This window comes from Paenibacillus sp. CB74, assembly GCF_055687625.1.
Window position 1 is genome coordinate 400827 of the sequence record NZ_CM146009.1, and the last position, 23624, is coordinate 424450.

23 protein-coding genes are annotated in these 23624 nt (G+C 45.5%); 14 read left to right on the forward strand and 9 right to left on the reverse strand.

Annotated elements, in window-relative coordinates; all coding sequences use genetic code 11:
- Positions 1-104: 104 nt before the first annotated feature.
- From ACX9NY_RS01765 to ACX9NY_RS01775, 3 genes are all read left to right on the forward strand, one after another.
- Positions 105-1013, forward strand: coding sequence for a polysaccharide deacetylase family protein (locus ACX9NY_RS01765; protein WP_342570730.1), 909 nt, complete (start codon positions 105-107; stop codon positions 1011-1013).
- 37 nt (positions 1014-1050) lie between these two features.
- The gene (locus ACX9NY_RS01770; RefSeq protein WP_472476828.1) at positions 1051-1704 is read left to right on the forward strand and encodes a YkyA family protein; all 654 of its coding nucleotides are present in this window, start codon (positions 1051-1053) and stop codon (positions 1702-1704) included.
- Between the two features lie 142 nt (positions 1705-1846).
- A complete protein-coding gene (locus ACX9NY_RS01775) occupies positions 1847-2737 on the forward strand; it encodes a hypothetical protein (protein WP_472476830.1) in 891 nt (296 codons plus the stop codon).
- A gap of 211 nt (positions 2738-2948) precedes the next feature.
- Here ACX9NY_RS01775 and ACX9NY_RS01780 read toward each other — a convergent pair whose 3' ends face one another.
- A complete protein-coding gene (locus ACX9NY_RS01780) occupies positions 2949-4121 on the reverse strand; it encodes a mannitol-1-phosphate 5-dehydrogenase (RefSeq protein WP_339256568.1) in 1173 nt (390 codons plus the stop codon).
- A gap of 46 nt (positions 4122-4167) precedes the next feature.
- Positions 4168-4836, reverse strand: coding sequence for an HAD family hydrolase (locus ACX9NY_RS01785; protein WP_253439552.1), 669 nt, complete (start codon positions 4834-4836; stop codon positions 4168-4170).
- Positions 4837-5337: 501 nt separating this feature from the next.
- On the opposite strand from ACX9NY_RS01785, the gene ACX9NY_RS01790 reads away from it, so the two are divergent.
- The 4 genes from ACX9NY_RS01790 to ACX9NY_RS01805 all read left to right on the forward strand — a co-directional run bounded on the left by ACX9NY_RS01790 (position 5338) and on the right by ACX9NY_RS01805 (position 9310).
- Complete coding sequence (locus ACX9NY_RS01790; protein WP_472476832.1) at positions 5338-6264, forward strand: ADP-ribosylglycohydrolase family protein; 927 nt, start codon at positions 5338-5340, stop codon at positions 6262-6264.
- Positions 6265-6290: 26 nt separating this feature from the next.
- Positions 6291-7538 carry an MFS transporter gene (locus tag ACX9NY_RS01795; RefSeq protein ID WP_472476834.1) on the forward strand — a complete coding sequence of 416 codons (1248 nt, stop codon included), beginning with the start codon at positions 6291-6293 and terminating at the stop codon, positions 7536-7538.
- A 400-nt stretch (positions 7539-7938) separates the two neighbouring features.
- The gene (locus tag ACX9NY_RS01800) at positions 7939-8886 is read left to right on the forward strand and encodes an alpha/beta hydrolase (protein WP_472476836.1); all 948 of its coding nucleotides are present in this window, start codon (positions 7939-7941) and stop codon (positions 8884-8886) included.
- Between the two features lie 241 nt (positions 8887-9127).
- Positions 9128-9310 carry a hypothetical protein gene (locus ACX9NY_RS01805; RefSeq protein WP_249912092.1) on the forward strand — a complete coding sequence of 61 codons (183 nt, stop codon included), beginning with the start codon at positions 9128-9130 and terminating at the stop codon, positions 9308-9310.
- A 153-nt stretch (positions 9311-9463) separates the two neighbouring features.
- Here the strand turns inward: ACX9NY_RS01805 and ACX9NY_RS01810 are convergent, their stop codons facing one another.
- Entirely contained in the window at positions 9464-9814 is a 351-nt protein-coding gene (locus tag ACX9NY_RS01810; RefSeq protein WP_339236315.1) for a hypothetical protein, read from the reverse strand.
- 324 nt (positions 9815-10138) lie between these two features.
- On the opposite strand from ACX9NY_RS01810, the gene sigK reads away from it, so the two are divergent.
- Together sigK and ACX9NY_RS01820 are read left to right on the forward strand one after the other, a co-directional pair.
- Complete coding sequence (gene sigK / locus ACX9NY_RS01815; protein WP_090915017.1) at positions 10139-10837, forward strand: RNA polymerase sporulation sigma factor SigK; 699 nt, start codon at positions 10139-10141, stop codon at positions 10835-10837.
- Positions 10838-11687: 850 nt separating this feature from the next.
- Entirely contained in the window at positions 11688-13046 is a 1359-nt protein-coding gene (locus ACX9NY_RS01820) for an amino acid permease (RefSeq protein WP_472476838.1), read from the forward strand.
- 59 nt (positions 13047-13105) lie between these two features.
- Here the strand turns inward: ACX9NY_RS01820 and ACX9NY_RS01825 are convergent, their stop codons facing one another.
- Positions 13106-14290: a serine hydrolase domain-containing protein gene (locus ACX9NY_RS01825; RefSeq protein WP_472476840.1), complete on the reverse strand. Its 1185-nt coding sequence runs from the start codon at positions 14288-14290 to the stop codon at positions 13106-13108.
- A gap of 170 nt (positions 14291-14460) precedes the next feature.
- Here ACX9NY_RS01825 and ACX9NY_RS01830 point away from each other — a divergent pair, with 170 nt between their 5' ends.
- Positions 14461-14913, forward strand: a complete 453-nt coding sequence (locus ACX9NY_RS01830; protein ID WP_339236197.1) for an Lrp/AsnC family transcriptional regulator — start codon at positions 14461-14463, stop codon at positions 14911-14913.
- Positions 14914-15038: 125 nt separating this feature from the next.
- On the opposite strand, the gene ACX9NY_RS01835 is transcribed toward ACX9NY_RS01830, so the two are convergent.
- The 4 genes from ACX9NY_RS01835 to ACX9NY_RS01850 all read right to left on the reverse strand — a co-directional run bounded on the left by ACX9NY_RS01835 (position 15039) and on the right by ACX9NY_RS01850 (position 18892).
- Positions 15039-16244, reverse strand: coding sequence for an MFS transporter (locus ACX9NY_RS01835; RefSeq protein ID WP_472476842.1), 1206 nt, complete (start codon positions 16242-16244; stop codon positions 15039-15041).
- Between the two features lie 125 nt (positions 16245-16369).
- On the reverse strand, positions 16370-17233 hold the full coding sequence (locus ACX9NY_RS01840) for an alpha/beta fold hydrolase (RefSeq protein ID WP_472476844.1): 864 nt from the start codon (positions 17231-17233) through the stop codon (positions 16370-16372).
- 56 nt (positions 17234-17289) lie between these two features.
- Positions 17290-17736: a MarR family winged helix-turn-helix transcriptional regulator gene (locus tag ACX9NY_RS01845; RefSeq protein WP_472476846.1), complete on the reverse strand. Its 447-nt coding sequence runs from the start codon at positions 17734-17736 to the stop codon at positions 17290-17292.
- 91 nt (positions 17737-17827) lie between these two features.
- Entirely contained in the window at positions 17828-18892 is a 1065-nt protein-coding gene (locus ACX9NY_RS01850; RefSeq protein ID WP_472476848.1) for an ABC transporter substrate-binding protein, read from the reverse strand.
- Between the two features lie 166 nt (positions 18893-19058).
- Here ACX9NY_RS01850 and ACX9NY_RS01855 point away from each other — a divergent pair, with 166 nt between their 5' ends.
- Positions 19059-20135, forward strand: coding sequence for a FecCD family ABC transporter permease (locus tag ACX9NY_RS01855; RefSeq protein WP_472479189.1), 1077 nt, complete (start codon positions 19059-19061; stop codon positions 20133-20135).
- Position 20136: 1 nt separating this feature from the next.
- The gene (locus ACX9NY_RS01860) at positions 20137-20904 is read left to right on the forward strand and encodes an ABC transporter ATP-binding protein (protein ID WP_339256546.1); all 768 of its coding nucleotides are present in this window, start codon (positions 20137-20139) and stop codon (positions 20902-20904) included.
- Between the two features lie 145 nt (positions 20905-21049).
- Here ACX9NY_RS01860 and ACX9NY_RS01865 read toward each other — a convergent pair whose 3' ends face one another.
- Positions 21050-21685, reverse strand: coding sequence for a DUF421 domain-containing protein (locus tag ACX9NY_RS01865; protein ID WP_472476850.1), 636 nt, complete (start codon positions 21683-21685; stop codon positions 21050-21052).
- A 152-nt stretch (positions 21686-21837) separates the two neighbouring features.
- Here ACX9NY_RS01865 and rnhA point away from each other — a divergent pair, with 152 nt between their 5' ends.
- Together rnhA and ACX9NY_RS01875 are read left to right on the forward strand one after the other, a co-directional pair.
- Entirely contained in the window at positions 21838-22491 is a 654-nt protein-coding gene (gene rnhA, locus ACX9NY_RS01870; protein WP_472476852.1) for a ribonuclease H, read from the forward strand.
- Positions 22492-22702: 211 nt separating this feature from the next.
- A complete protein-coding gene (locus ACX9NY_RS01875) occupies positions 22703-23572 on the forward strand; it encodes an alpha/beta fold hydrolase (RefSeq protein WP_342570716.1) in 870 nt (289 codons plus the stop codon).
- Positions 23573-23624: the final 52 nt, after the last annotated feature.

The window sequence follows — 23624 nt, forward strand, 5'->3', positions numbered from 1 at the left end:
ATTCTGTCATTCTCCCGAATCATTTTTCTATTAATCTTCTATATAGAGACATGAAACGAGATAATATACCAATAATCGGGAAAAAATGAAAGTAAGGAAGTGGCATGACAGTGAGAGTCCAACAAGAGAGAGCGGGAGAACGTGGCAGTATTCCGCACAACACAAGCCGCAAGAAAACACATAAAAGAAGAAAAATCCGGTATGGAAGGATCAGCATAGCTCTAATGCTCCTGGTACTGTTCGTTACCGGTGTAACATATATATTCCTTGGCATGACACATTGGATCAAAAGCGTTGTGGCACCGCCTCCGATGACTGTAATCGAACAGCCCGCCAAGCTCGGCATGATACAAATTACTCCAGATGCGAAGGAGGAGCCGGTACGGTTCCAGGGCCAGGTTCGCAAATTGGCATACATAACGTTTGATGATGGTCCGACGGAGTATACGGAACAACTGCTGGATATTTTGAAGCAGCATGAGGCGAAGGCTACCTTTTTCATGATCGGACGACAATTGAATCAGCATCCAGATGCAGTGAAACGGCTGTTGAAGGAAGGCAGTTACCCTGGACTCCACAGCATAACGCATAACTATAAAAAGCTGTATAAGAGCGGCAGCTCTGCAAACTTTGTGAAAGAGTTCAAAAAAGAACAGAAGATGGTGCAGGACCTGATTGGTTTTACGCCTCATCTTATTCGCGCGCCTTATGGCAGTAGTCCACAGATCGGTGAAAAATTCAGAGGTGACATTGCGGCGGCCGGGTTCAAAATGTGGGACTGGACGACAGATTCACTGGATTGGAATCTTCCCGGTCAGCCCGATAAGATTGTGGCCCGCGTGAGCAAAAGTGTACATCGGGATAAGGAAGTTATTCTGATGCATGAGCGAGAGCAAACGGTTCAGGCTTTGCCACGTATTCTGAAGTTGCTCGAAGATCGAGGTTACGAGTTCGAAGTATACGATCCGGATGCACATTGGATAGCGAATTTTAGCGGAGATACCCGCTTGTAAGAGAACAACAAGATGGTGCAAGAGAGGAAGGACTTAGGTGCTAACGAGTAAAAAAGTGGCGCTCGCAGCAGTTAGTGTATTGCTAATTCTGCTGGCGAGTGGTTGTGGAGATCCGCAGGAGCCTGCGGCAAATCAGGTGAACCAACTGGTGCTCAGTGGTCAGAAGATTGATCAGAGTTTGAACAATTTGACCAGTCACGAGCAGGAAGATATGAAGTTATACAAGTCCATTTTAGACAAAGGCAAGAACAAAAATAGTGATCTCGAAGCACTGCTGGATCAGGCGGCAGATCATATTGATAAACGAAGCACCTTGTTGAAAGAGGCGGAAGAGGCCATGAAACAGTCCAACGAGAGGGCGATAGCCCTGCGCAGTTCATTGAAAGAACTATCATTTGAAAATGAAGAAACGTTGGCACAGGCTGAAAAGGTGCTGGATCAGTATGAAGCAAGAGCGCGTGCATTGGAAAATTTTATTGCCTCGTATCAGCTAAGTCTGAGTGCCGATGAGCAGTTGTATGATCTGATGAGAGAAAGTGCAGAACCTAATCTGGTTAAGATCAAGCGAGCCATTCGGTCACGAAATAGCGAATATGCGAAGCTTGCTGAATTCCGCAAGCAATTTAACCTCCAGACCAAAGCATTTAACGTAGCCAATGCCAAACTGGTTCAGATGGATCAGGCCAGCTAGGCTGGGGTCCCTGATAATTGTTCAGATATTTTGCATGATTGAGCTGCCTTTCTCCCGTGTAAGTACTAGTATACAGCCAAGCCAATGGATGAGAAGCAACATGGACAAGCATCATTGCGTATAAGCTAACGGAGGTGTTCATATGCGAAAAGGAAATACAATGAAAGTCAGTGCATCACTCCTGGTTTTACTTATGGGATTCTCGCTTGTGGCCTGTGGGAACAGTAATCCTGCAGCACAGCCACCGGTGAATAATACGGAAGAACAGTCACCAACACCAGAGCAACAACCGAATGAAAGTGCTGTAATAGAAGCGGAAGGGATTCTCACCGGATGGGCTGATCCGCACACCGTCGAGATTCGTGTGAATGACAAACCGATGTCTTTCCAGGTGGGCGAAGACCTGCAGAAGTCTTTGGATGATATCGATGACGAAGATTCCGTTCGTTTCAAATATGTAGAGAAAACCATTGATGCAACAACGAAACAGCTTGTACTTACAGAGATTGCTAAGATTGAATCGAGTGATGATAATAATGGTTCCAATGGAGGTGGCACTGTAACCTCCGATCGTCCGAAGACAGCAGAGCTGGAAGTGACGGTAGAAGGCATGACCGAGAAGCGACCAGTGACACTGGCACAAGCAAAAGGTTATTCACTTTATGTGTTTGAACCGATGGCTTTTGACGCGGAAGATCAGGAATTGACCATGAAGATTGATCCCGACTATGAGGTAGAGATTGAAAAGCTGCCGGCGGATTACAATCTGGATGTGCTGAAGATGGACGCCAAGGAAGAGTTGTCCGAGACCGGAGAAGTGAAGCAATTGACGGCTGAACAACTCAGTAATGGGCCGATGAAGGATGCAAAATTGTACATGATGTCCCAGAATGATAAGAAAACAGAGTACTTTATTGTGAAAGAACTGGACGGTAATGGCTTCGTTTTCCATATTCATGCACCGATTGGGGAACCGTCTGAAGGTTTCCTGCCCATGGCATATGCATCCCTTAATTCCATCATGAATGAGTAGAAAAAAAGATTCCCTAAACAACGTGTTTCCTTGAGAGAGGAGATACGCTGTTTTTGTTGAGGGTCCCTACACTATAGAGTGTAGCGGGTATGCAAAGACAAAGAGCCGGAAGGAACGATGCCCATGCATAGGTTCCTCCCGGCTTCTTCACCGTATTAATATTCAGTTAGCAGAATCGAATCAATAGCCTGGATAGGACTGATAGGCATATTCAGGTTAATATAGTCGATTCCTTACGCCCTCTGAGTTCCTGATAGCTGGCGATTACATTCTGATGAACGGGATGTTCGTCGGGAATTCCCATGCGTTCACGGATGAAGGCGGAGACGCCATCTTCGCGAATCATGTGTTGTAGCTTCATGGCTTCCTCGTCGCGTTTGTCATTGAATAGCATTGCGGCCGCCATAGCAGAAGTTAAATGAGGAATTTTGATTCCGAATTCACTGGCCTGCATCGCTGGGCGAACAAGCCGATCATGTGGCGAGAGCTTGCGAAGGGGGGAACGTCCGACCCGAGTGACCTGATCTGTCAGGTTGGGGTTAGCAAAGCGTTCCAGTATGGTGTCGATATATTTGTTATGCTTCTGAGCGTTAAATCCGTGCTTCTGGATGAGCATCTCACCGGTCTCTTCCATAACCTGCCGTACCTTGGACCGCAGGGTGGAGTTGCTCATGACCTGCCGGATTGTCTTGAATCCTTCAAGATATCCGAAGTATGCGGCGACACAGTGGCCTGTATTCACCGTAAACATTTTACGTTCGATATAAGGTTCAAGGGAATCCACATAGTGAACACCGTCAATTTCTTTAAAACCATCCAGAAGTGCTGGACGATGAACGACCCATTCGTAAAAAGGTTCAACCGTGACCTGCAGCGGGTCTTTGTGGTTTTGGGCCGGAACAATCCGATCCACAGCTGCATTGGGGAAAGAAACATAACGTTCGGCTTTATTGCGAGTCTGTTCATCCAGGAATGGATAGATGCGTTTCTTCAGCCGGGTGCTGCCACCGATGGCATTCTCGCAAGCGATGATATGCAGTGGCGCCTGATTATTGTTTTTCATGCGAAGTTGAATGCCTTTGGCGATTGGCTCTGCGATATCTCCGAGTGCAGATACACCCACCGCAGTTGTAATCACATCAGCTGAAGCGATCTCTTCAGCAACCAGATTTTGCTCACTTACGTTGATCGCCGTCACATTGTTGACAATTGTTGTATCCTGTTCGCTATTGGCAAGTGTAATCGGGTATTCCTGTCTCTCTTGAAGCATGGAGATTTTCTTCGGGTTACGTGCGACAAAGCAGACTTCGTAATCGGAAGCGGACAACATATGACCGATAAAACCGCGGCCTATATTGCCCGCACCAAAATGTACAGCTTTCATGTGTGAACTCCCCCTTAAGGATTAAATTGCGAAATTCGTGCAGACCTTAGACGGTAGTGACGAGTGGCTTCGAAATCAAATCGTTAAATGCAAGGTCAGTCAAGCAAGAAAGCCGTTGGTGAGGCATATCGAATTCCAGTGTTCCGGTGATGGTATTCGAGATGACTACGCAGTGCATACCAGCCGCAGCAGCTGCACGCGCACCGTTAGGTGAATCCTCAATCGCTACGGCTTCGTCTGCAGTTACTCCAAGGGCTTCAAGCGCTTGATTGTAGAGTTCCGGGTCAGGCTTTACATTCGCTACATCATCTGCCGTACGAATGACTTCAAAATAATCTTTCAGTTTCAGTTGTTCCAGATGCTGTTCAACCCACTCCCGTTTGGAGCTGGAGGCTACAGCGAGTTTCAATCCGGCTTCACGTGCTTGTTCAAGATATTCCTGAATACCAGGACGTACCTTCTCCTTGTTCATCAATGCAGCGTGCTGCAACTGAACGGACTCCCTGAACGCTTCCCGATCGATCGGAAGATTCAAATCTGTGATGAGGTACTCATACGGATTAAATGTTTTCAGACTGGTCCCGATGCATTGTGAGTACATCTCGAGGGTTAGATCTACGCCGTGTTCCTTGTAAGCATCACGAAAAGCAATATACCATGCTGTCTCTGTATCAATAATCGTTCCGTCGAAATCAAACACCAGTGCCTTAATCATAAATTTGTTCCTCCTGTTTCAGAATTAGTTTGGGATAAAACAAAATGAAAGTTTTCTGCAAATTCATTTCCGTATATTCATTAACCTGCGGAATGTTATCTGACGCAGTTTATCGTTAATGGATATTAAATTGGGAAAAAATATGCGTTAAAAGCTAATAAAACCGTAACATAGGACAAACTTGGGGGTCAAGTGTGTTATGAATGTTTACATTGAAAATTTTCACATGAATGACGTATTTTCAGAAAGTGATGAACCTTGCAAACCGTTAAGCCCTTTACATGTAAGCGGTGTACTGAATAAACTGTTTTTTCAGCATAATAAAATAAAAGAATTTTTATGAAAATGGGCTTTTCTGATCCTTCAACAGCTTTCGACACTTTTATAATAGAAGAAATCGTGTTCCTGTTATCAGGAATATTAGCTTTACGCCGGATTAAACCCTGTGGGAAAATAGAAGAAAGATTCTGAAAGTATATGGAGTAAGGGAGGAAGACAAGCATGCTGCTAAGAGACCATTTCAATGGCTGCTTCATCGGGCTTGCAGTGGGCGATGCGCTCGGGACTACCGTGGAATTCAGCAGTCCGGGCACATTTGAACCTGTAACGGATATCGTGGGAGGCGGCGTATTCGGGCTGGAACCTGGACAGTGGACAGATGATACATCCATGGCTCTATGTTTGGCAGAAAGTCTGGTACGTAAGGCAAACTTCGATCCTGCGGATCAGATACGCAGATATACGAATTGGTACAGGGTCGGATATATGAGCAGCACAGGCGACTGCTTCGATATTGGCGGAGCCACGCGAAGTGCCCTGGAGAGGTTTGAGATCACTGGAGAAGCCTTCAGCGGATCAGCTGACCCGATGACGGCGGGCAACGGCTCTATTATGAGGCTTGCTCCTGTCGCGTTGGCCTACGCAAATCAACCAAACGAGGCAGTCCGCTATGCCGGGTTGAGTTCTCGCACAACACATGCCGCAGCGGAAAGCGTAGAGGCATGTGAGGTATTGGCTGCCATACTTGTTGCTGGACTGCATGGAGCGGACAAAGACGTCATGCTAATGCCGGAGACATGCCGACAGTGGAGGGAAGAGACTGTATTTTCACCTGCTATTGAAGAGGTTATTATGGGTTCCTATCAGAGTAAAGAGCCGCCCGACATTAAGGGTAGTGGTTATGTGGTTCGTTCACTTGAAGCAGCATTATGGGCGTTCCATAAGTCGGCAAGTTTTGAAGAAGGCGCATTGTTAGCTGTTAATCTGGGTGATGATGCGGACACTACGGGCGCGGTGTACGGACAGATCGCTGGTGCTTATTATGGACTGAGTGGTATTCCGGCACACTGGCGGGACAAGCTGGCTATGCGTGAAACGTTCGAACAACTAACAGAAGCCTTGTGGTTGAAGGCGACAGAAACTCGTTGATTAAGAGACAGGAGAAGAGAACATCTATGAGCACGACTGGACACAAAACAGAATTAGAGGCTTCGCAGTCTGGTAAACGAGGGGCATTTCCATTGTCCCTGTTATGTCTGACGATTGGAGCTTTTGCGATTGGTATGACTGAATTCATCATTATGGGCCTGCTGCCCAATGTGGCAACAGACTTGAATGTAAGCATTCCACAGGCAGGACAACTCATCACGGGATATGCGCTTGGTGTAGCGGTAGGTGCGCCGATCTTAACCGTGTTCACCCACAAGATTCCACAGAAGAAACTGCTGGTGTTGCTCATGTGCATTTTCATTATCGGGAACGCATTGTCTGTCATTGCCCCGACATACGGGTTGTTAATTTCAGCGCGGATATTAACGGCATTTGCCCATGGTACGTTCCTTGGTGTAGGTTCGATCATGGCAACGCGGCTTGTTGCACCCGAGAGAAGGGCAGGAGCGGTATCGGTTGTTCTCGCGGGGCTAACGATTGCCAATATCATTGGCGTTCCGTTTGGTACGTTTATCGGGCAACAGCTTGGATGGCGGTCATCTTTTGGAGCAATTACGATCTTGGGCATCATTTCGTTGATTGGCATCATTCGTTTCATTCCCGTTCTCCCGCAAGGCGCACCAGCAAACCTCGGGCAGCAATTTCGGAATCTGGTCCGTCCCCAAGTATTATTGGTTCTGCTCGTGGGAGCAATGGGCTGTGGAAGTCTGTTTGCCGTATTTACGTATATCACGCCGATGCTTGTGGACATTAGTGGTTTTGCCGAGCAAAGTGTGACCTGGATTCTGGTGCTGTTCGGATTCGGTGTTACGTTGGGCAACATGGTTGGCGGCCGTCTCGCGGATTGGAAGCTAATGCCTTCATTAATCGTCAACTTTGGCATCCTGGCGGTGCTTCTGGCTGCACTTACGCTTACGCTGGAGAATCCTTATCTTGCTGTAATCACGATATTCTTGTGGGGGGTTGCCGCTTTTGGTATTATGCCGGGATTACAGATTCGCATCATGAATATGACCCGCGAAGCGCCACTACTGGCGACGACATCAAGTCACTCTGCATTTAACCTGGGGAATGCAGGAGGTGCCTATCTGGGCGGGTATGCAATTACCCACACGGGTCTTATATCCGTTCCTTTATATGCAGCAGTTATTGCCGGATTGGGTTTGCTAGGACTGCTCTACAGTCTGTTCATGGAGCGTAAACATCATGGACCAGAGGTTGCTCAGGTCGCAGAAGCTGTGTCGGCAAGCTGAACATAAAATCCGTTCACCTCAATTCTTCCATTGAACATGGAGAATTGAGGTGGTTTTTTATGTCATGATGAATCCGGAGTTGGGAGTGAATAGACGGTCTGGTGGCGTGCAGAAGTATACTTTTTTAAGTAGAAGGTATAGATATTTAAGTTTTTTGATGATGTACAAGACATATAAGGTGATATAATGAAAATGTAATTGGAATTGTTTGTAAATTATGGATAGTGAATGTTGGCATCTGTATTAGGAAAGGTGAAGAACAGCAAGACGTATTCGTGCGTAGGAAGGAGGGACTTCACTCTAAAATGTAAGGGCTTTCAATTAGGGGTTGTATATCTGAAAGACCTGTTATGAGGTTCGTACACGATTTAAAATCATATTCCAAAGGAGATTGATACTGATGAAAAAAGGTCTGTCCAAGATTCTGAGTCTCTCCATCACAGCAGCACTCCTTGTACCTACAATGGCGTCTGCAGCCGATATGCAGGAAACCGCAGCCCCTCCCCCCATTCAGGCGGTGGTAGATCAGGGAACGACCGGGACCCTGGATAATTCCGGGCAAAATGCGCTGGCTAACACTCCGGTTGTGCCTGCACCGCCGGGTTATGATGCCTATCGCAACAATATTCCGCACGGCAATACCAATCTGATCTCCTATTATTCCACAACGGTAGGCAATACACGGAAAGCGACGGTGTATACACCGCCAGGATATTCTCCGAATAAAAAGTATAACGTTCTGTATCTCTTGCACGGCATCGGCGGGGATGAGTATGAGTGGGTTAACGCTATGAAACCGAAGAATATTCTGGATAACCTGTATTCCGAAGGCAAACTGTCAGATATGATCGTTGTTATGCCGAATGGCCGTGCCATGAAGGACGACCGTCCAGTGGGTGACATCTTTGCTCCGGACAAAGTGGCTGCGTTTGAACGGTTTGAACAAGACCTGCTCAAGGATCTGATTCCTCACATCGAGGCTAATTATCCGGTGTACAAAGACAAGAATAGTCGTGCGCTGGCCGGTCTGTCCATGGGTGGTGGGCAGTCACTTAACTTCGGATTGAAAAATCTGAATACCTTCGCTTGGGTAGGAGCCTTCTCGGCTGCACCGAATACGCAATCTGTATCGCAGCTGGTGTCCAACCCGGGACAAGTCGCTAGCCAACTGAAATTGTTGTGGATCTCCTGCGGATCGAGTGATGGTCTGTTATGGGTCAGCCAGAATTTCAAAAACGGCTTGAGCAGCATGAACATTCCGCATACGTTTTATCTGGATGTAGGTGGACACGAACCATCTGTTTGGAACAGCGGCTTGTATCAGTTCTCACAACGAATCTTCAAGTAATTAACCGGCACTCTTAGGGGTTTAGAGTTTAAAGGGTATGTACTAGGAATTATATTGGATGAACTGCAACCTCAGTTCTGTTTCATACAGAGCTGGGGTTTTTGTGTTTTTATGATGAATCAAAACATCTGAATGGAACATTTAGAGTATTATTAATTTTGTAGTTGGGGTTAATGAGAGTGTACGTATTGGTTTAATTTATTATTACATAGGTATAGGTACTGTGATGAAGGAGAGGGATATGATGTTTTATTACAAAGGTGCGTTCCGTGAAACGGACAATGTGATCTATTTTAAAAGCGATGTTTCATTAGCCCAGAATGATGTTGTCCTATTTGGTGAAAAGAAGTATTTTATCGAAAGTGTGGAGAAAGAATTTCTCCTGCTTCAGCGGGTGGGCTCCATTGTTTCTGTGAGCCTGTGAAATCTTCGTAAGGTCTTATAATCATTTATTTAGTGTCAGGTGGCCCTGGGGTGTCACCTTTTTTTAGTTTTCTTGAAGATACACATTTAGATTGAAGGGGGATCTATCCACTTGACATTAGTACTGATGAAATAAAAAAAGCCCAGTTAGGGCTTAGTTCATTAAAAACATGGCAAGCATTGTACCTATTATTAATAGAAGCATAAGAGCCAGTGGAATTGAGCTTATAGTAATTGCCGCAATAGCCAACCCTCTTCCCGATGTTGAACGTCGAGCACTCATGCCAAGAAAAAAACTAGTTGCGTTAATTAATAAAACCAATGCCATTGTGATCATTATTCCGTTTCCATTTGTATTGTAGCTTTTATTTGCTTCCATTGCCATATGGAATAAACCGAGGGAGGCTAATCCAATAAAACTAAATATAAAGGATACTACTGCTCTGCCAAGTCTGTCTACTTTCTTAATTTCCTTTTTCGCCTTCTGTTGTGATACGGTTCCCATAACATCCTCCTGAGTCTTATGTACTAATTCGTAGTCAAAAAGTAGCATTTTATTATGTTAGGATGTTTACATCTTTAATGGAATAAATTTCTTTTATCGTAACTTCATGAAGTTGATGCTTCATTAAGGAAGGAGAAAGGCGATATTAAAAGGTTGCATATGCTGCACACTCCATTTACATAAAATAATATTTTTTAAAGCTTTATAGCCCGTACCTATTTCCCCGTACATGCACTTCTGGGCCTCTGCCTACATACAATAAATCGACCCTGTTCCCACATGTGCTCAGGCCAGATCGTTGTAAAACTGCAGGAGGTGTCATCTGTGCCCGGATTGTTTACCGCAATTGCTCTATTCATTAAAGAGTTAACGTTACTCGTCTCGTATGTCAAAAATAATGCGTTCCCCCAGCCACTGGCTGAGGATGATGAAGCCAAACATTTACGCCTTATGGCTGAAGGCAATGCTCACTCTCGCAATCTGCTCATTGAACACAATCTGCGCCTCGTCGCGCATATCGTCAAGAAGTTTGACAACACGGGTGAAGATCAGGAAGACCTGATTTCCATCGGAACCATCGGTTTGATCAAAGCCATCGAAAGTTTTCAACAAGGCAAGGGCACGAAGCTTGCCACGTTTGCAGCAAGGTGTATTGAAAACGAGATACTTATGCATCTCCGTTCCCTGAAGAAAACACGCAAAGACGTATCCTTGCACGACCCCATTGGTACAGATAAAGAAGGCAATGAAATTACATTGATCGATATCCTTGGCACAGAAGCTGATGATGTCGTAGATCGGGTACAGCTCAAGATTGAGAAAAGCAAAATTTATCGCAATCTAGATATCCTGGATGATCGGGAGAAGGAAGTTGTCATCGGTCGATTTGGTCTGGAAGCAGGCGGGGAAGAACGAACTCAACGCGAAATTGCAAAGGAACTTGGCATCTCACGTTCTTATGTATCACGGATTGAGAAGCGGGCGTTAATGAAGCTGTATCATGAGTTTTATAAGCAAAAATAGTTTTTTAACAGACCAGAGGGCGCCTTTATCGGGGCCCTTTTTACTATGAAGATGCTTAAAATTGGATCTAAATTGTATTAATTATTTAGGATTATAACCTAAATAAAGGGATTTATATCTACGTTGAAGAATATCTTGTACATAGACCGATTTAATATATAAGGAGTACAACATAATGAAGCAGCTTTTTCTAAAAATTCCACTTTGGTTTTGGTTCGTCTGGGTCGTAGGGATGATTATGATCGTGTTCAACTCATTTCATTCTTATTCGAGTGTTATTAACTATCTTGCGTTATGGATGATTAATGTTGCTAATGCGATTCGAGTTTGGAAAAACGAACGACCACTAGCGATTACCTCTTTAATCGTTGCCGTTCTATGTGTGGTTTATATTTTAATATATTTCCTTAGGTATGTATGGTAAACATGTACATAATCAGGTACTGTCTCAAAAGGAATTCCGCCTCGCCCAACCGCTAACGAACCTACCGCACCTTAATTGGCAGATCATCAAAGGTTTCGATATTTAACGAACCTAAATAACGCTATTTCGTCACAAAAGGGCTTCCAAACCTTAAAAATCCAGTGAATCCACGAAATAGCGTCTTTGTGATTCGTTAGTTCTCAGATCTGGGCCAATGGGAGCAAATAACGTGTGTCAGGTTCATTAAAACAAAATAACACAGCAAAGAGCATACCCCCTATCATATCCATGACGTGTGGGACATGCTTTTTGCTGTGCAAAAAAAATATATAAAGAGGGATATGTATTCTGGGCAGATTATTATATGATGATTAATATTATTTTTCATCGTAGAGAGCATGTGCAGAAAGAGAGTGGTGGTTGATCATGCAGCAAGAAACGTTAACAAGGGGATTAAAGAACCGACATGTGCAATTGATGGCGATCGGAGGTGCGATCGGGACAGGTCTGTTTCTGGGAGCAGGCAAAACGATCCAACTGACAGGACCATCCATCTTGCTTGCCTACATTATTACGGGTGTTGTGTTGTTCCTGATCATGCGTGCATTGGGGGAGCTGCTCTTAAGCAACTTGCAGTATCATTCCTTTGTCGATTTTGTGCGTGATTACCTGGGAAATATGGCGGCATTTATTACAGGCTGGACCTATTGGTTCTGTTGGATTTCCATTGCCATGGCCGATATTACCGCTGTTGGTTTATATACGCAGTTTTGGTTTCCGAATGTACCGCAGTGGATGCCAGGGTTAATTGCGTTAGTCATTTTGCTAATCATGAACTTGGCAACGGTCAAGTTGTTTGGTGAGATGGAATTCTGGTTTGCCCTGATTAAAGTCGTAGCGATCTTGGCACTTATTGTGGTTGGTTTATATATGATTTTCAAAGGTTTTACAACGGATCAGGGTCCTGCAAGCTTCACCAATCTGTGGAGTCATGGGGGATGGTTCCCGAATGGACTGCATGGCTTCATCATATCGTTCCAGATGGTAGTTTTCGCCTTTGTAGGCATGGAACTGGTGGGACTCACAGCTGGAGAGACGGAGAACCCGGAGAAGGTTATTCCGAGAGCAATTAACCAGATCCCGATCCGGGTATTGCTTTTCTACGTTGGAGCATTGCTGATTATCATGAGTATCTACCCGTGGAACGCCATTGTGCCTACTGAAAGTCCGTTTGTACAGGTATTTGCCGCTGTGGGAATTGCGGCTGCCGCAGGCATTGTGAACTTCGTGGTACTGACTTCCGCAGCATCGGCTTGTAACAGCGCCATTTTCAGTACAAGCCGTATGGTGTTCTCCATGGCAAAGGATCGTAACGCACCCGAGTCATTTGCACGTCTGAATAACAGGAAGGTTCCTTCCAACGCGCTGTTTTTCTCCACGATTGTTATTTTGATCGCGATTGTTCTGAATTACATCATGCCAGAGGGCGTATTTACGCTGATTACAAGTGTGTCGACGGTATGCTTCATCTTTGTCTGGGGTATCATGGTGATCTGTCATCTCCGATATCGTCGTACTCAGCCGGAACTGGCGAGTCGCAGCCGCTTCAAACTGCCATTTTATCCGTTCTCGAACTACTTGATTTTGGCTTTTCTCGCGTTTGTGCTGGTGGTATTGGCATTGGCTGAAGACACGCGAGTGGCGTTATTTGTCACGCCGGTGTGGTTTATCCTGGTTGCAGGGATTTACCTTTTTAAAAAGAGAAACTTGAGCAGTGACAGATAGTAGGTCTTACCATTGTCGCCAAATAAAGCCGCCCAATGATATTGGGCGGTTATTCGTATTTAAATTCTTGCAGCCTCTTTGCTTTCACGAATGCCTGCGTAGATGGCATCACAGATATCGGTAGTATACTTTCCCGACATCCCTTCAAGTGCCGTATTGGTGAATGCGACAACACTAAGTTCTTCTTTTGGATCGACAAACCAGGAGTGACCGTAGGTTCCGCCCATCCGCCACGTTCCCGGGGATTCCGGTGTACCAGCTGCAACAGGGTCTTTAAGTATTGTAAATCCAAGGCCGAACCCTCTTCCTGGCCAATACGGCATGTCGAGTTCACCGATTTGATTCGTGGACATCTTAGAGGCAACAGTTTCGGTAAGAATGGGCTGTCCCCCTTGCCGCAATGTCTCAAGTAAAGTGAGAAAATCTCCGGTGCTTCCAACCATTCCCGCTCCGCCTGATGCATAAGCCGAAGGTTGATTTGCACGATTGGGGGCAAGCCGGAAACCGGCAGTACCTTCAATAAAAGGGACCTGCTCCAATTGATTATGGAGAAGACGCGGTTCTTCAGAACCATCAGCGTATGCAGCGGTCAACCGATCCGAATCCACCGCAACAAAATCAGTATCCTTCATGTGAAGTGGACGAGTAACCAGTAATTGAACAGCTTCTCTTAATGACATTCCGGTTACCTTTTCAATAACAGCTCCGAGTACATCTGTCGCGATGGAATACCTCCACATGTGTCCTGGCTCATATATAAGAGGAACAGAAGCAAGCCTTTGGAGATTCTCTTCCAGACTTAATTCAGATAAATCCATTCCATCCGAGATACCTGCACGTTCATAGGTTCCTTGCTCTTCTTGGAAAAACCGATAGGTCAAGCCGGCAGTGTGTGTCATCAATTGCTGAATGGTTATTTGGGTGTCCTGACCATTGGCAAGCTTGGGCCGGAATGCAGGTAGCCAGCGAGTCACCTGATCATGCAGACTCAGTTGTCCTTGTGAGACCAATGCCAGAGCTGCTGTGGACACAATGGGTTTGGTTACGGAAGCCAGTCGAAACAGAGCGTTTTCTGCCATGGTACGCTTTTGCTCCCTGTCTGCGAAACCAGCAGCCCGGCTGTAGATCAGTTCTCCTCCTAATGCAACTTGTACAACCGTTCCCACGATTCTGTTTTCGCTTATAGCACGGTCTATTGCCTCATCCACATAAGTATGCAATGTTGCCTTATTTTCTTTTTCCATTCCAAACTTCCTCTCTTCAGGTGATATGCTTGATTCATTATTGTGACTGTGCTTATTATATAAATGATTAATGTTGTATTACATGGATTACTAAAGGTATTATAGTGATTTATCGGATATACTTAAGGTTATTCCAGCCTATATCTTAGGTATTTAAAGGGGTGTATTACATGGACGAAATAGATCAGCATATTCTGTTTCACTTGGAGAATCAGGCGAGATTATCCATGACCGAATTAGGAAAATTAGTCGGATTATCTCAACCAGCTGTGACTGAACGCGTCAAACGAATGGAAGAAAAGGGGGTTATCGAGGAATATCGTACGGTGATCTCCCCATCCAAATTGGGCAAGCAGAGCACGGCATATGTTCTCTTTCGTACACGGGATTGTTATCCCTTCCTGGATTTCTGCCGTGCGTCACCTGAAGTCGTGGAATGTTATCGGATTAGCGGGGAGTATAACTACTTGCTGAAAATCCTTACAGACACGATCCAGGGACTTGAAGAGTTCCAGAACAAGTGTGACCCATACGGGACTTACATGACCTTGATTACGATGTCTTCTCCGATTGCACATAAAAATCTGATGCAAGGACCGAATTTGCTGGCACAGACAGAATAAGACCGCAGTCTATATAATCTATAAAATGAAATACAGAAGAGGAGTTCACATCAAGTGAACTCCTCTTTGGTTCTTTGTGTAACTCATGGTGTAACTCATGGTATCTCATGCAAAATGCCTTCCTGTTATTTAGCTTTGGGGAAGCCATATTTATAAGCCCTCATAGCTACGAGCAATGCAGGAATGAGCAAGATAAACAACGACCCGGCAAGGTATCCTGCTCCCAGTACTTCAAGAAGGATGCCCCCGATGATGCCTCCTCCGCCAATGGCCAGATTCCATGCTGTAACCAGCATCGATTGGGCGACATCTGTACTTTTTCCTCCGGCTTGAGCAATGGCAGTTTGCAGTAGCGTGGCAGCCCCGCCAAACGTAATTCCCCAGATTATGATGCCAAGGATAATCATCACAGGTTGATCAGTACCGATTCCCATCACAACAGAACCCAGAGCGAATGCTGCCAGACTGATAATCACTAATCTACGCAAAAATCGGTCAATAAGCATTCCGGTTAACCAGATTCCCACAATGGAAGTGATACCGAAAATGAGTAAAATCAAGTCTACTCTGTTTGCAAATACGGTCTGGGTAAGGTAGGGAGAAATATAGGTGTAAAGGATATTATGGGCAAGCATCCAGGCCAGAACAACAAACAGAATGGGTCTGACTCCCGGAATTACAAATACTTTATGCAGGGGAAGACGTTCCCCGGCCGGTTCTCCTGCAAAATCTGGCATTTTCCAGAGAACCCATGCGATTAAAGCTGCGGTCAGAAGCGATACAATCCCGAAGATGAGGCGCCAGCCGATATAAGAACTGAGAAAACTGCCGATGGGGACACCCAGGGCTAACGCCACCGGAGTGCCGACCATAGCCACGGCCATGGCCTTGCCTTTTAACGAATCGGAGACCATCCGACGAGCATAACCTGCTGTCATTCCCCATAACACACCCGCAGAGACCCCGGCCATAAAACGAGCAGCAAGTGTCAGGATATAATCTGAGGATAAGGCGGTAACGGTGTTAAAGACAAGAAAGCCGCCGATGCATACCAGCAGAAGAGGTCGGCGTCTCCATCCACGTGTGGCAGTAGTCAAGGGAATGGCAGCAATAAGTGATCCAATGGCATAAAGAGTCACCAACTGTCCAGTGAGGGATTCGGTGACCCCCAAGTCTTTTGCAATTTGCGGCAACAGTCCCGCAGGCAGACTTTCAGTGAGGATGCAAATGAATCCAGCCATGGCTAAAGCAAGTAGCCCCGCCCACGGAAGGCGTTCTGAAGATATGGAAGGCAACTCCCTTTGCTTGGGGAGGGTTGTGTGAATGGCCATGAATTAAAACCTCTTTTCTTATCATTTAATCCTATTCAGAACTATGCATATAAGCTTATCTAAAAAAAACAAACTTTTGCATACAGGATTAAAGGTAAGAAGGAGTTCTTAACATGGTATTTACTTTATTTTGTGAGTTTTTCCGTTAATTCAAAAGGATGCTGTCTGTTCATCCATTTAAGGATGAGTTCGACAGGTTCCAAGTACCGTTGGCCTACCAGCAAACCCGTATGGGTCGTATCCCACAGTCCGGCATATGCAGCGCCCAGCTGCTTGGCAGTTAATTGGCCTCTCTGATCTTCGTCTTCACAGGAAACAGCCTTGATCACCAAGCTGGGGCAATGGATCAGGTCGCCATTAATGGATATTCCATCGGCTCCACACAGGGCTGAAAAGGTAGCAAATGCCTTCGCAGACTCCGTTTGCAGATACTTACGCTGAAAAGCAATGTCTTCTGCCGTCTCATCTATACTGCTCAGTTCATCACGGACAGGTGCAGGCATGATGATGTCCGATACGGTCGCTCGATCTGTTTCAGGATAAGGTACGGCGTCATGGACCTCTTTGCTTATACTGGCATCAATGACAACCAGGCCTGCGAGAGTAGCGTTTTCTGCAATCTTTTGACTGAGAATCCCGCCCATGCTGAAGCCAATAAGAATGGGAGGTTCGTTGATCCCGGCTAACACTTCCCGAATATCCTCCAAGTAATCGTCAAACGTAATCTTAGTCATGTCCATGACCCGACTCATGTAATGACTTCTCAAGTTCATGACATAACAGGTCCAACCGTGCTGGACAAAATGGGGGATATATTTGCTCCACATCCAGCTGCCTGTGTAGGCACCGTGAAGGAACAGCAGAGGGGGCTTCTTGGTCACTGTTTCGGTATCATGAGGTAGGGCTCCTTCGAAAATCTCCAAGTGCAAATCATGTTCTCCGATCTTCTTGACCTCATGTTTCGGTAATAATTTTGTGTAATCTGTCATGCTAAAAACCTCCTCCAAGATATTGGTTTGATATCAAACTATTTCTCCAAAAAAAATTAGAAGTTGTCATGAATCTTCATTAAAATTCGCAGCAGTACTTTTTTTTCCGCTTCCGTAACGTCCGCATAAAACACGTCCAGCATGCGCTGCGATATCTCTTCAAAGGCCGGCTTTAATTCTTCGCCTTTCGCAGTCAAAGCCACATGAACAACGCGTGAATCGGTTGCATCACGTTCTTTGACGACGTATCCTGTCCGCACCAATTTGTCCACAAGTGCAGTTACCGTGGATTTATCCTTGCCAATTTTTTTGGCGATTTCAGCCATGGTCATCCTGTGATTGTTGTACAGGGCATAGATAATATCCCCATGGGACGTGGCGAGATCCTGGATTCCTTGCTCAGCCATCTCGGCCAGGATGAAGCGGTTGACCTTCTCTTTAATTTTGGATATGAGTGAAATAGCGTCTCTTGTTTTCATATGTGTAATATAGTTTGTTATCAAACTAATGTCAAGCTTTGATCATGTTGTATTACTTGCGGAGTATAGCAAAAGAGCAGTGAGAACTTCTTCTCCTGCTCCTTTGCTCCAGCGATTACTTGATTGGATTAGCTTTCATTTCCTGTCCCATTTTCTCAATACCATCCAGAATCTGATATCCATAACCCCAGAACTGGCTGAAATCTGTGACATAGATCTGTTTATTCTTGATTGCGTTCATACTTTGCAGGGCAGGGTTGGCATACAGATTTTCAATTAGCTTGTCGATATCCGGTGAACCGGCGTACGCGGACAAGAGCAGGTAGTCCGGGTTCGCTGTGATCAACTGTTCAACACTAACCTCACCTTGAACACCATCAAACGTGTTTTTCAGCTTCAACAGGCTCAGCGCATCAAGCTGATACGTATCGTTCTGCATGCTGCTTACCGTAATGGTGTCTTCCGTAGCAGGTACGATGTAGGCAAAAGAATGTTCAGGCTGATCGGCTACACTTGCCTTAATAGCTTCAACACGAGTCTTCAGACTTTCGGTGAATGTTGCGGCATTTTCTTGAACGTCGAAGATCTGCCCAAGTTGTGCGATATCGCTATAGAGGCTTTCGAGTGTGCCTTTGTGATTCGTCGTTTGCAGGAATGTGCGGATATTCATGTCATTCAATCCATCGACGGTACCCACACCCCAGTCTGCATCAGCGAACAGGTCACCCCGTCCGAGTACCAGATCCGGGCTTGCACCTACAACCAGCTCTTTACCTACGTAATCCTTGGACAATACCGGAATTTTGGCGAAATCATCAGCCACATCCGGTGTAACGGAACCGTATAGAGCAGCAACGCCGACCATTTTATCGGTCAGACCTAACTTGATGAGCATCTCTGCCGCAGATTGGGTATTCGCAACCACACGTTCCGGTGCTTTATCGAATACTTGCACTTTTGGTTTCCATTCACCACCCTCACCCGAGATCGTGAAATTCTCAATGGTGAGCGGGTAGGTCGTTTTATTTGTATTCTGAGCAGAAGTTGAAGTTTCTGTCGTGTTCGTGGTTGAAGTTGTTTCTTCGGTAGTGGAGGAAGTTGAAACATTCGAACAGGCTGCAAGCAGCAGCAACAGGAGACTTAGAGCAGCGATGCCAATCGTTCTGGATGTAAATTTCATGAAATGATGAACCCCTTTTCGATGTGTTTTAAATTGACAAAGATAATCATTCTCAATTATAATCCGAGAAAATGCTTTGTAAATAGCTAAATTTATGATGTTCTACAATTTACATGAATTGATGGGGGAAGAGATGGCACAGACGGTTCAGGTTCAGACGCAGCGTATGGGGAGAAGAGAGTCTCTGATTCAGAGTAAATCCGGGTTTGCTTTACTGATTGCAGTTTTAATCATGATTACAGTTATTTCTGTAGGTATTGCAGTTTCCATTGGACAGGTACACATTCCACTGGCGGAGTCATATCGTATTCTTTTGTACAAATTAACGGGATTTCAGTGGGGGACAACACCCATTGAGGCAGGTTCCTTTACCGATATCATCTGGCAGATTCGTTTCCCGCGTGTGCTGATGGCGATGTTTATTGGTGCAGGCTTGGCCTTGTGCGGTGCTGTTATGCAGGCTGCTGTGCAGAATCCGTTGGCAGATCCATACATACTGGGTATATCCTCAGGCGCTTCACTTGGAGCAACTTTTGCCATTCTCATTGGCTTTGGTGCGATTGGCTGGCTTGGTCAGACCGGAGTTGCTTTCTGGGCCTTTGCCGGAGCGATGGGTGCATCCTTACTGGTCCTGACTTTGGCAGGGATTCGGGGGAAAATGACATCGGTCAAGCTAGTGCTTGCCGGAATGGTAATTAACGCGCTGTGCAGCGCATTTTCGAACTTTATTATTTATTTTGCCAACAATGCTGAAGGCATCAAAACGGTGACATTCTGGACCATGGGCAGTCTGGCATCTTCCGGATGGAACAAGCTTCCACTCGTGGGTATCGTCGTGCTGGTGGCGATTCTATTCTTTCTTTTACAGTCCAGAGTTCTCAATACGATGTTATTGGGAGATGAAGCAGCCGTCACACTGGGCATTAATCTGAGTGTGTACCGCAGGGTGTATATGCTGTTAACCGCTTTGGTGACAGGTGTCATGGTGGCGAGCTGTGGCATGATTGGTTTCGTGGGACTAATCATTCCGCATATCGTCAGAGGTCTGGTGGGTTCCGACCATCGTAAAGTAATGCCTGTGTCCGTGCTGTTTGGAGCCATTTTCCTCATCTGGACGGATGTTATTGCACGATCCCTCATATCCAGCGTGGAGCTGCCAATCGGTATTATTACGGCCATGATTGGTGCACCCATGTTTATGTATATGCTGGTCAAAAAAGGCTACGGTTTTGGAGGAAATTAACATGAAGCTGAACGTAGAAAATGTATCCATCTCTGTGCTGAACACGGACATCATCAAGGACATTTCTTTACAGGTGGACGGCAAACAGTTCGTCGGACTGATCGGACCGAATGGTTGCGGCAAGTCAACGTTACTCAAGAGCATTTATAAAGTGATCAAACCGCAGCAAGGCAAGGTTTTTCTCGACCATACCGATATTCTCAAATCCAGCCCGAAGGTTGTATCCAGACATATGGGTGTTGTCGGCCAGTTTAATGAATTGAGCTTTGATTTTACGGTGCGCGAGATGGTCATGATGGGGCGTACCCCGCACAAAAAAATGCTGGAGACGGATAATGAACGTGACCATGAAATTGTGGAACAGGCTTTGGAAAAAGTACATCTGACTGGACATGCAGACCGCAATTATGTGTCATTGTCTGGTGGAGAGAAGCAGCGTGTCGTATTAGCACGTGTCCTGGCACAACAGCCTGAATTCCTGATCCTGGACGAGCCGACGAACCATCTGGACATCAAATACCAACTTCAGATTCTGAATATTGTCCGTGGACTCGGCATTGGCATATTGGCAGCGCTGCATGATCTCGAACTCGCCGCAGAATATTGCGATTATCTCTATGTGGTGAAGAAGGGCCAGATTGTCGTCCATGGCAAACCGGCTGATATTCTGACTCGCGAGATGATTGGTGAGGTGTTCGATGTAGACTGTGAAATCTATACAAATCCGGTGACGGGTGGTCTGGGTATTGCTTACCTGAGTACACGGTGATCCGGACGGCAAATTGGGCACCAAATCCTTGGGTTTTATGTGAGCCTTGGAGGTACCAATCCAAAGTGAAAATAGACCGTACCTGTTGGAGCGAAGTTGTTAATTGCTCGCGGGTAGGTCTTTTTTTGGTCAGGTCTAGGTGCGTCTATTGAAGCTTAGGATCAACGGGATGAGCATGAGCACCGTTGCTGACTTCTTGGAAAATATCTGTGGAGTTATTATTATGCGTTGAAGAGTTGCTGCTGTTGTTTTGTTGTTGTTTGGGTTCTGCCGTTGCTGAACTACTACCTGTCATTGCATAACTTCGCAGGATCTCCTCCAGATCTCCAATCGTCACAGGACGAGCATGTCGTTTTAGGACATAACCGAGTTGACCATTAGGTTCCACCGTTGCTGACTCCAGGTCATCTACACTCGTAATTCCGTTCTGCCGCATATGCATCTCGAGCTGGTCCATCGTATAACGCATACGTTTCAGATTCGGAATAATGACTTTCCCGTCCTCGACCACCATTTTGGAACTGCCACTCATTAACCGTTCAAAAATATTAAATTTCATTTGAAGTTGTTCCACCACAAGTAATGTCACAATGAATATTGATGCTGATCCAATCGCTTTGCCAAGCTCATGATTCGCGATGGGCTGCACAATCGTTGTTCCGATGGAGATCATGATGACCGTTGTGGCAACACTCATCTGCGAGATCGACTTGCGTCCTGCAATTCGCAGAAGAATCATGCCGATAAGTACAAGTAAAACCGATTTCCATATCCAGTCCATAAGTATATTCCTTTCTATTTCAATATGCTCTTTGCTTAGGCTGTTCTGGAGTTGGAGAAATTATGCAGTTGGCTGAATTCCATAGCTTTCATTCAACCCTCCCAATCGTTTACAATAGGATATTGATGAAGTAAACAAAGGAGCGGGTCAACGTGGCAAAACAGAAATACTATGTTGTCTGGGAAGGCAAGAAGCCAGGCGTGTACAGTACATGGGCAGAATGCAAAGCGCAGACAGATCAGTATACCGGAGCTAAATATAAATCATATGAATCCAAAGCGGCTGCAGAAGAAGCGTATCGTGCCGGGTGGAAAGGAAACTGGGGTTCAAGTGCCGGCGGAGCATCGAAGAAGAAGTCAACGGGTAGCGGAAGAAGCGCAGGCATGGAAACATCGGAGGAAGTGGATTACGACAGTATCTCTGTTGATGTGGGTACACGTGGTAACCCCGGACCTGTAGAATACAAAGGGGTAGACACCCGCACCGGTGAGACTATTTTCTCTGTCGGGCCGATCTCCAAAGGCACGAACAATCTGGGAGAGTTTTTGGCCATTGTACATGCCCTTGCTCATCTGAAAAAAGAAGGCAGTACCAAAACGGTATATACCGACTCGGTCAATGCCATGAAATGGCTGAAGCAGAAAAAAGTAGCCACGACGTTACCAAGAGACAACTCCACGGAAGAGATCTGGCTGATGATTGACCGTGCGGAACAGTGGCTCCAGACGAATACGTACAGCAATAAAGTGCTCAAATGGCAGACCAAACAGTGGGGCGAAATCAAGGCCGACTACGGCCGGAAGTAAGTATTCATACAAAGGATGCTTCCTTTATTTCTGGTCTATTAGAATCGTTATTTACAATTTCCAGTTTCCGCTCTATAATCATCTGAATATGATTAGTTAAACATATGGAGGAGCCTGTCATCTGCAGGCCCTCTTTATCTTTTTGGTCCATTGGTTAGCAAGTCCATTTGTTAGAATCAGTTATTTTGAGTATATATTGCAGGAGGCAGACATGAGTTCCATTTATAGAAGTGAAGAAGGCAAGAGCAGCATACTTGAAGAGTATGAGATTTATTTGAACGAGTTGGGTGAGGCGTTTACTCGGGAGTATGTGGAGACACGTTTTGGAAAGACACATGTTCTACTGACTGGCCCTCTGGATGGCAAGCCGTTATTTATTCTCCAGGGCGGTAATTGTGTGAACCCGATGACCTTGTCATGGTTCTCTTCTTTATTTAAAGAATACCGGATTATTGCTCCGGATACGATTGGTCACCCAGGTTATAGCGAGGAAGCGAGCATCTCGACACGATTTGATAGTTTGGCATTATGGGTGTCGGATCTGCTTGACCACTATGAGATTGAAAAGAGCGCGTTTATCGGCCCATCATTTGGAGGAGGCATCATTCTCAGATTGGCTACCTATATTCCCGAACGTATCTCGTGTGCCGTATTGGTTGCTCCTGCGGGTCTTGCGGTCAACTCCAAAATTAAAACAGCTCAGGATATCACGCTGCCGCTCGTCAAGTATCGTATGACGTCTTCACCATCTTCCTTGCAAAAAATTACGGACACCATGTCGTGCAACTGCATGAAAGAAATGGATAAAAACATTATCGGCAAACTTTTCAAATATGTCAGCATAGATCAGGATCTGCCCAAACTCACAGAGCGGGAAGAGCTCGTTAACTATACGTCTCCAACCCTGTTATTGGTGGGGGAGAAGGATGTCTTTTTCCCTGCGGATAAGTGTATTGAACGTGCTCAAAAGATTATTACGAATGTGCAAGCCATTAAGTATGATACCGGACATTTTCCTTCCCAGGACGTATTGGTTCAGATGAACGAGGAAATCGGGCAATTTTTACAGAAAAATTATTAAAAAAGTTGATAAAAATGGACTCAGGAATGTTTTTATCCAGTTTAATTAAGTA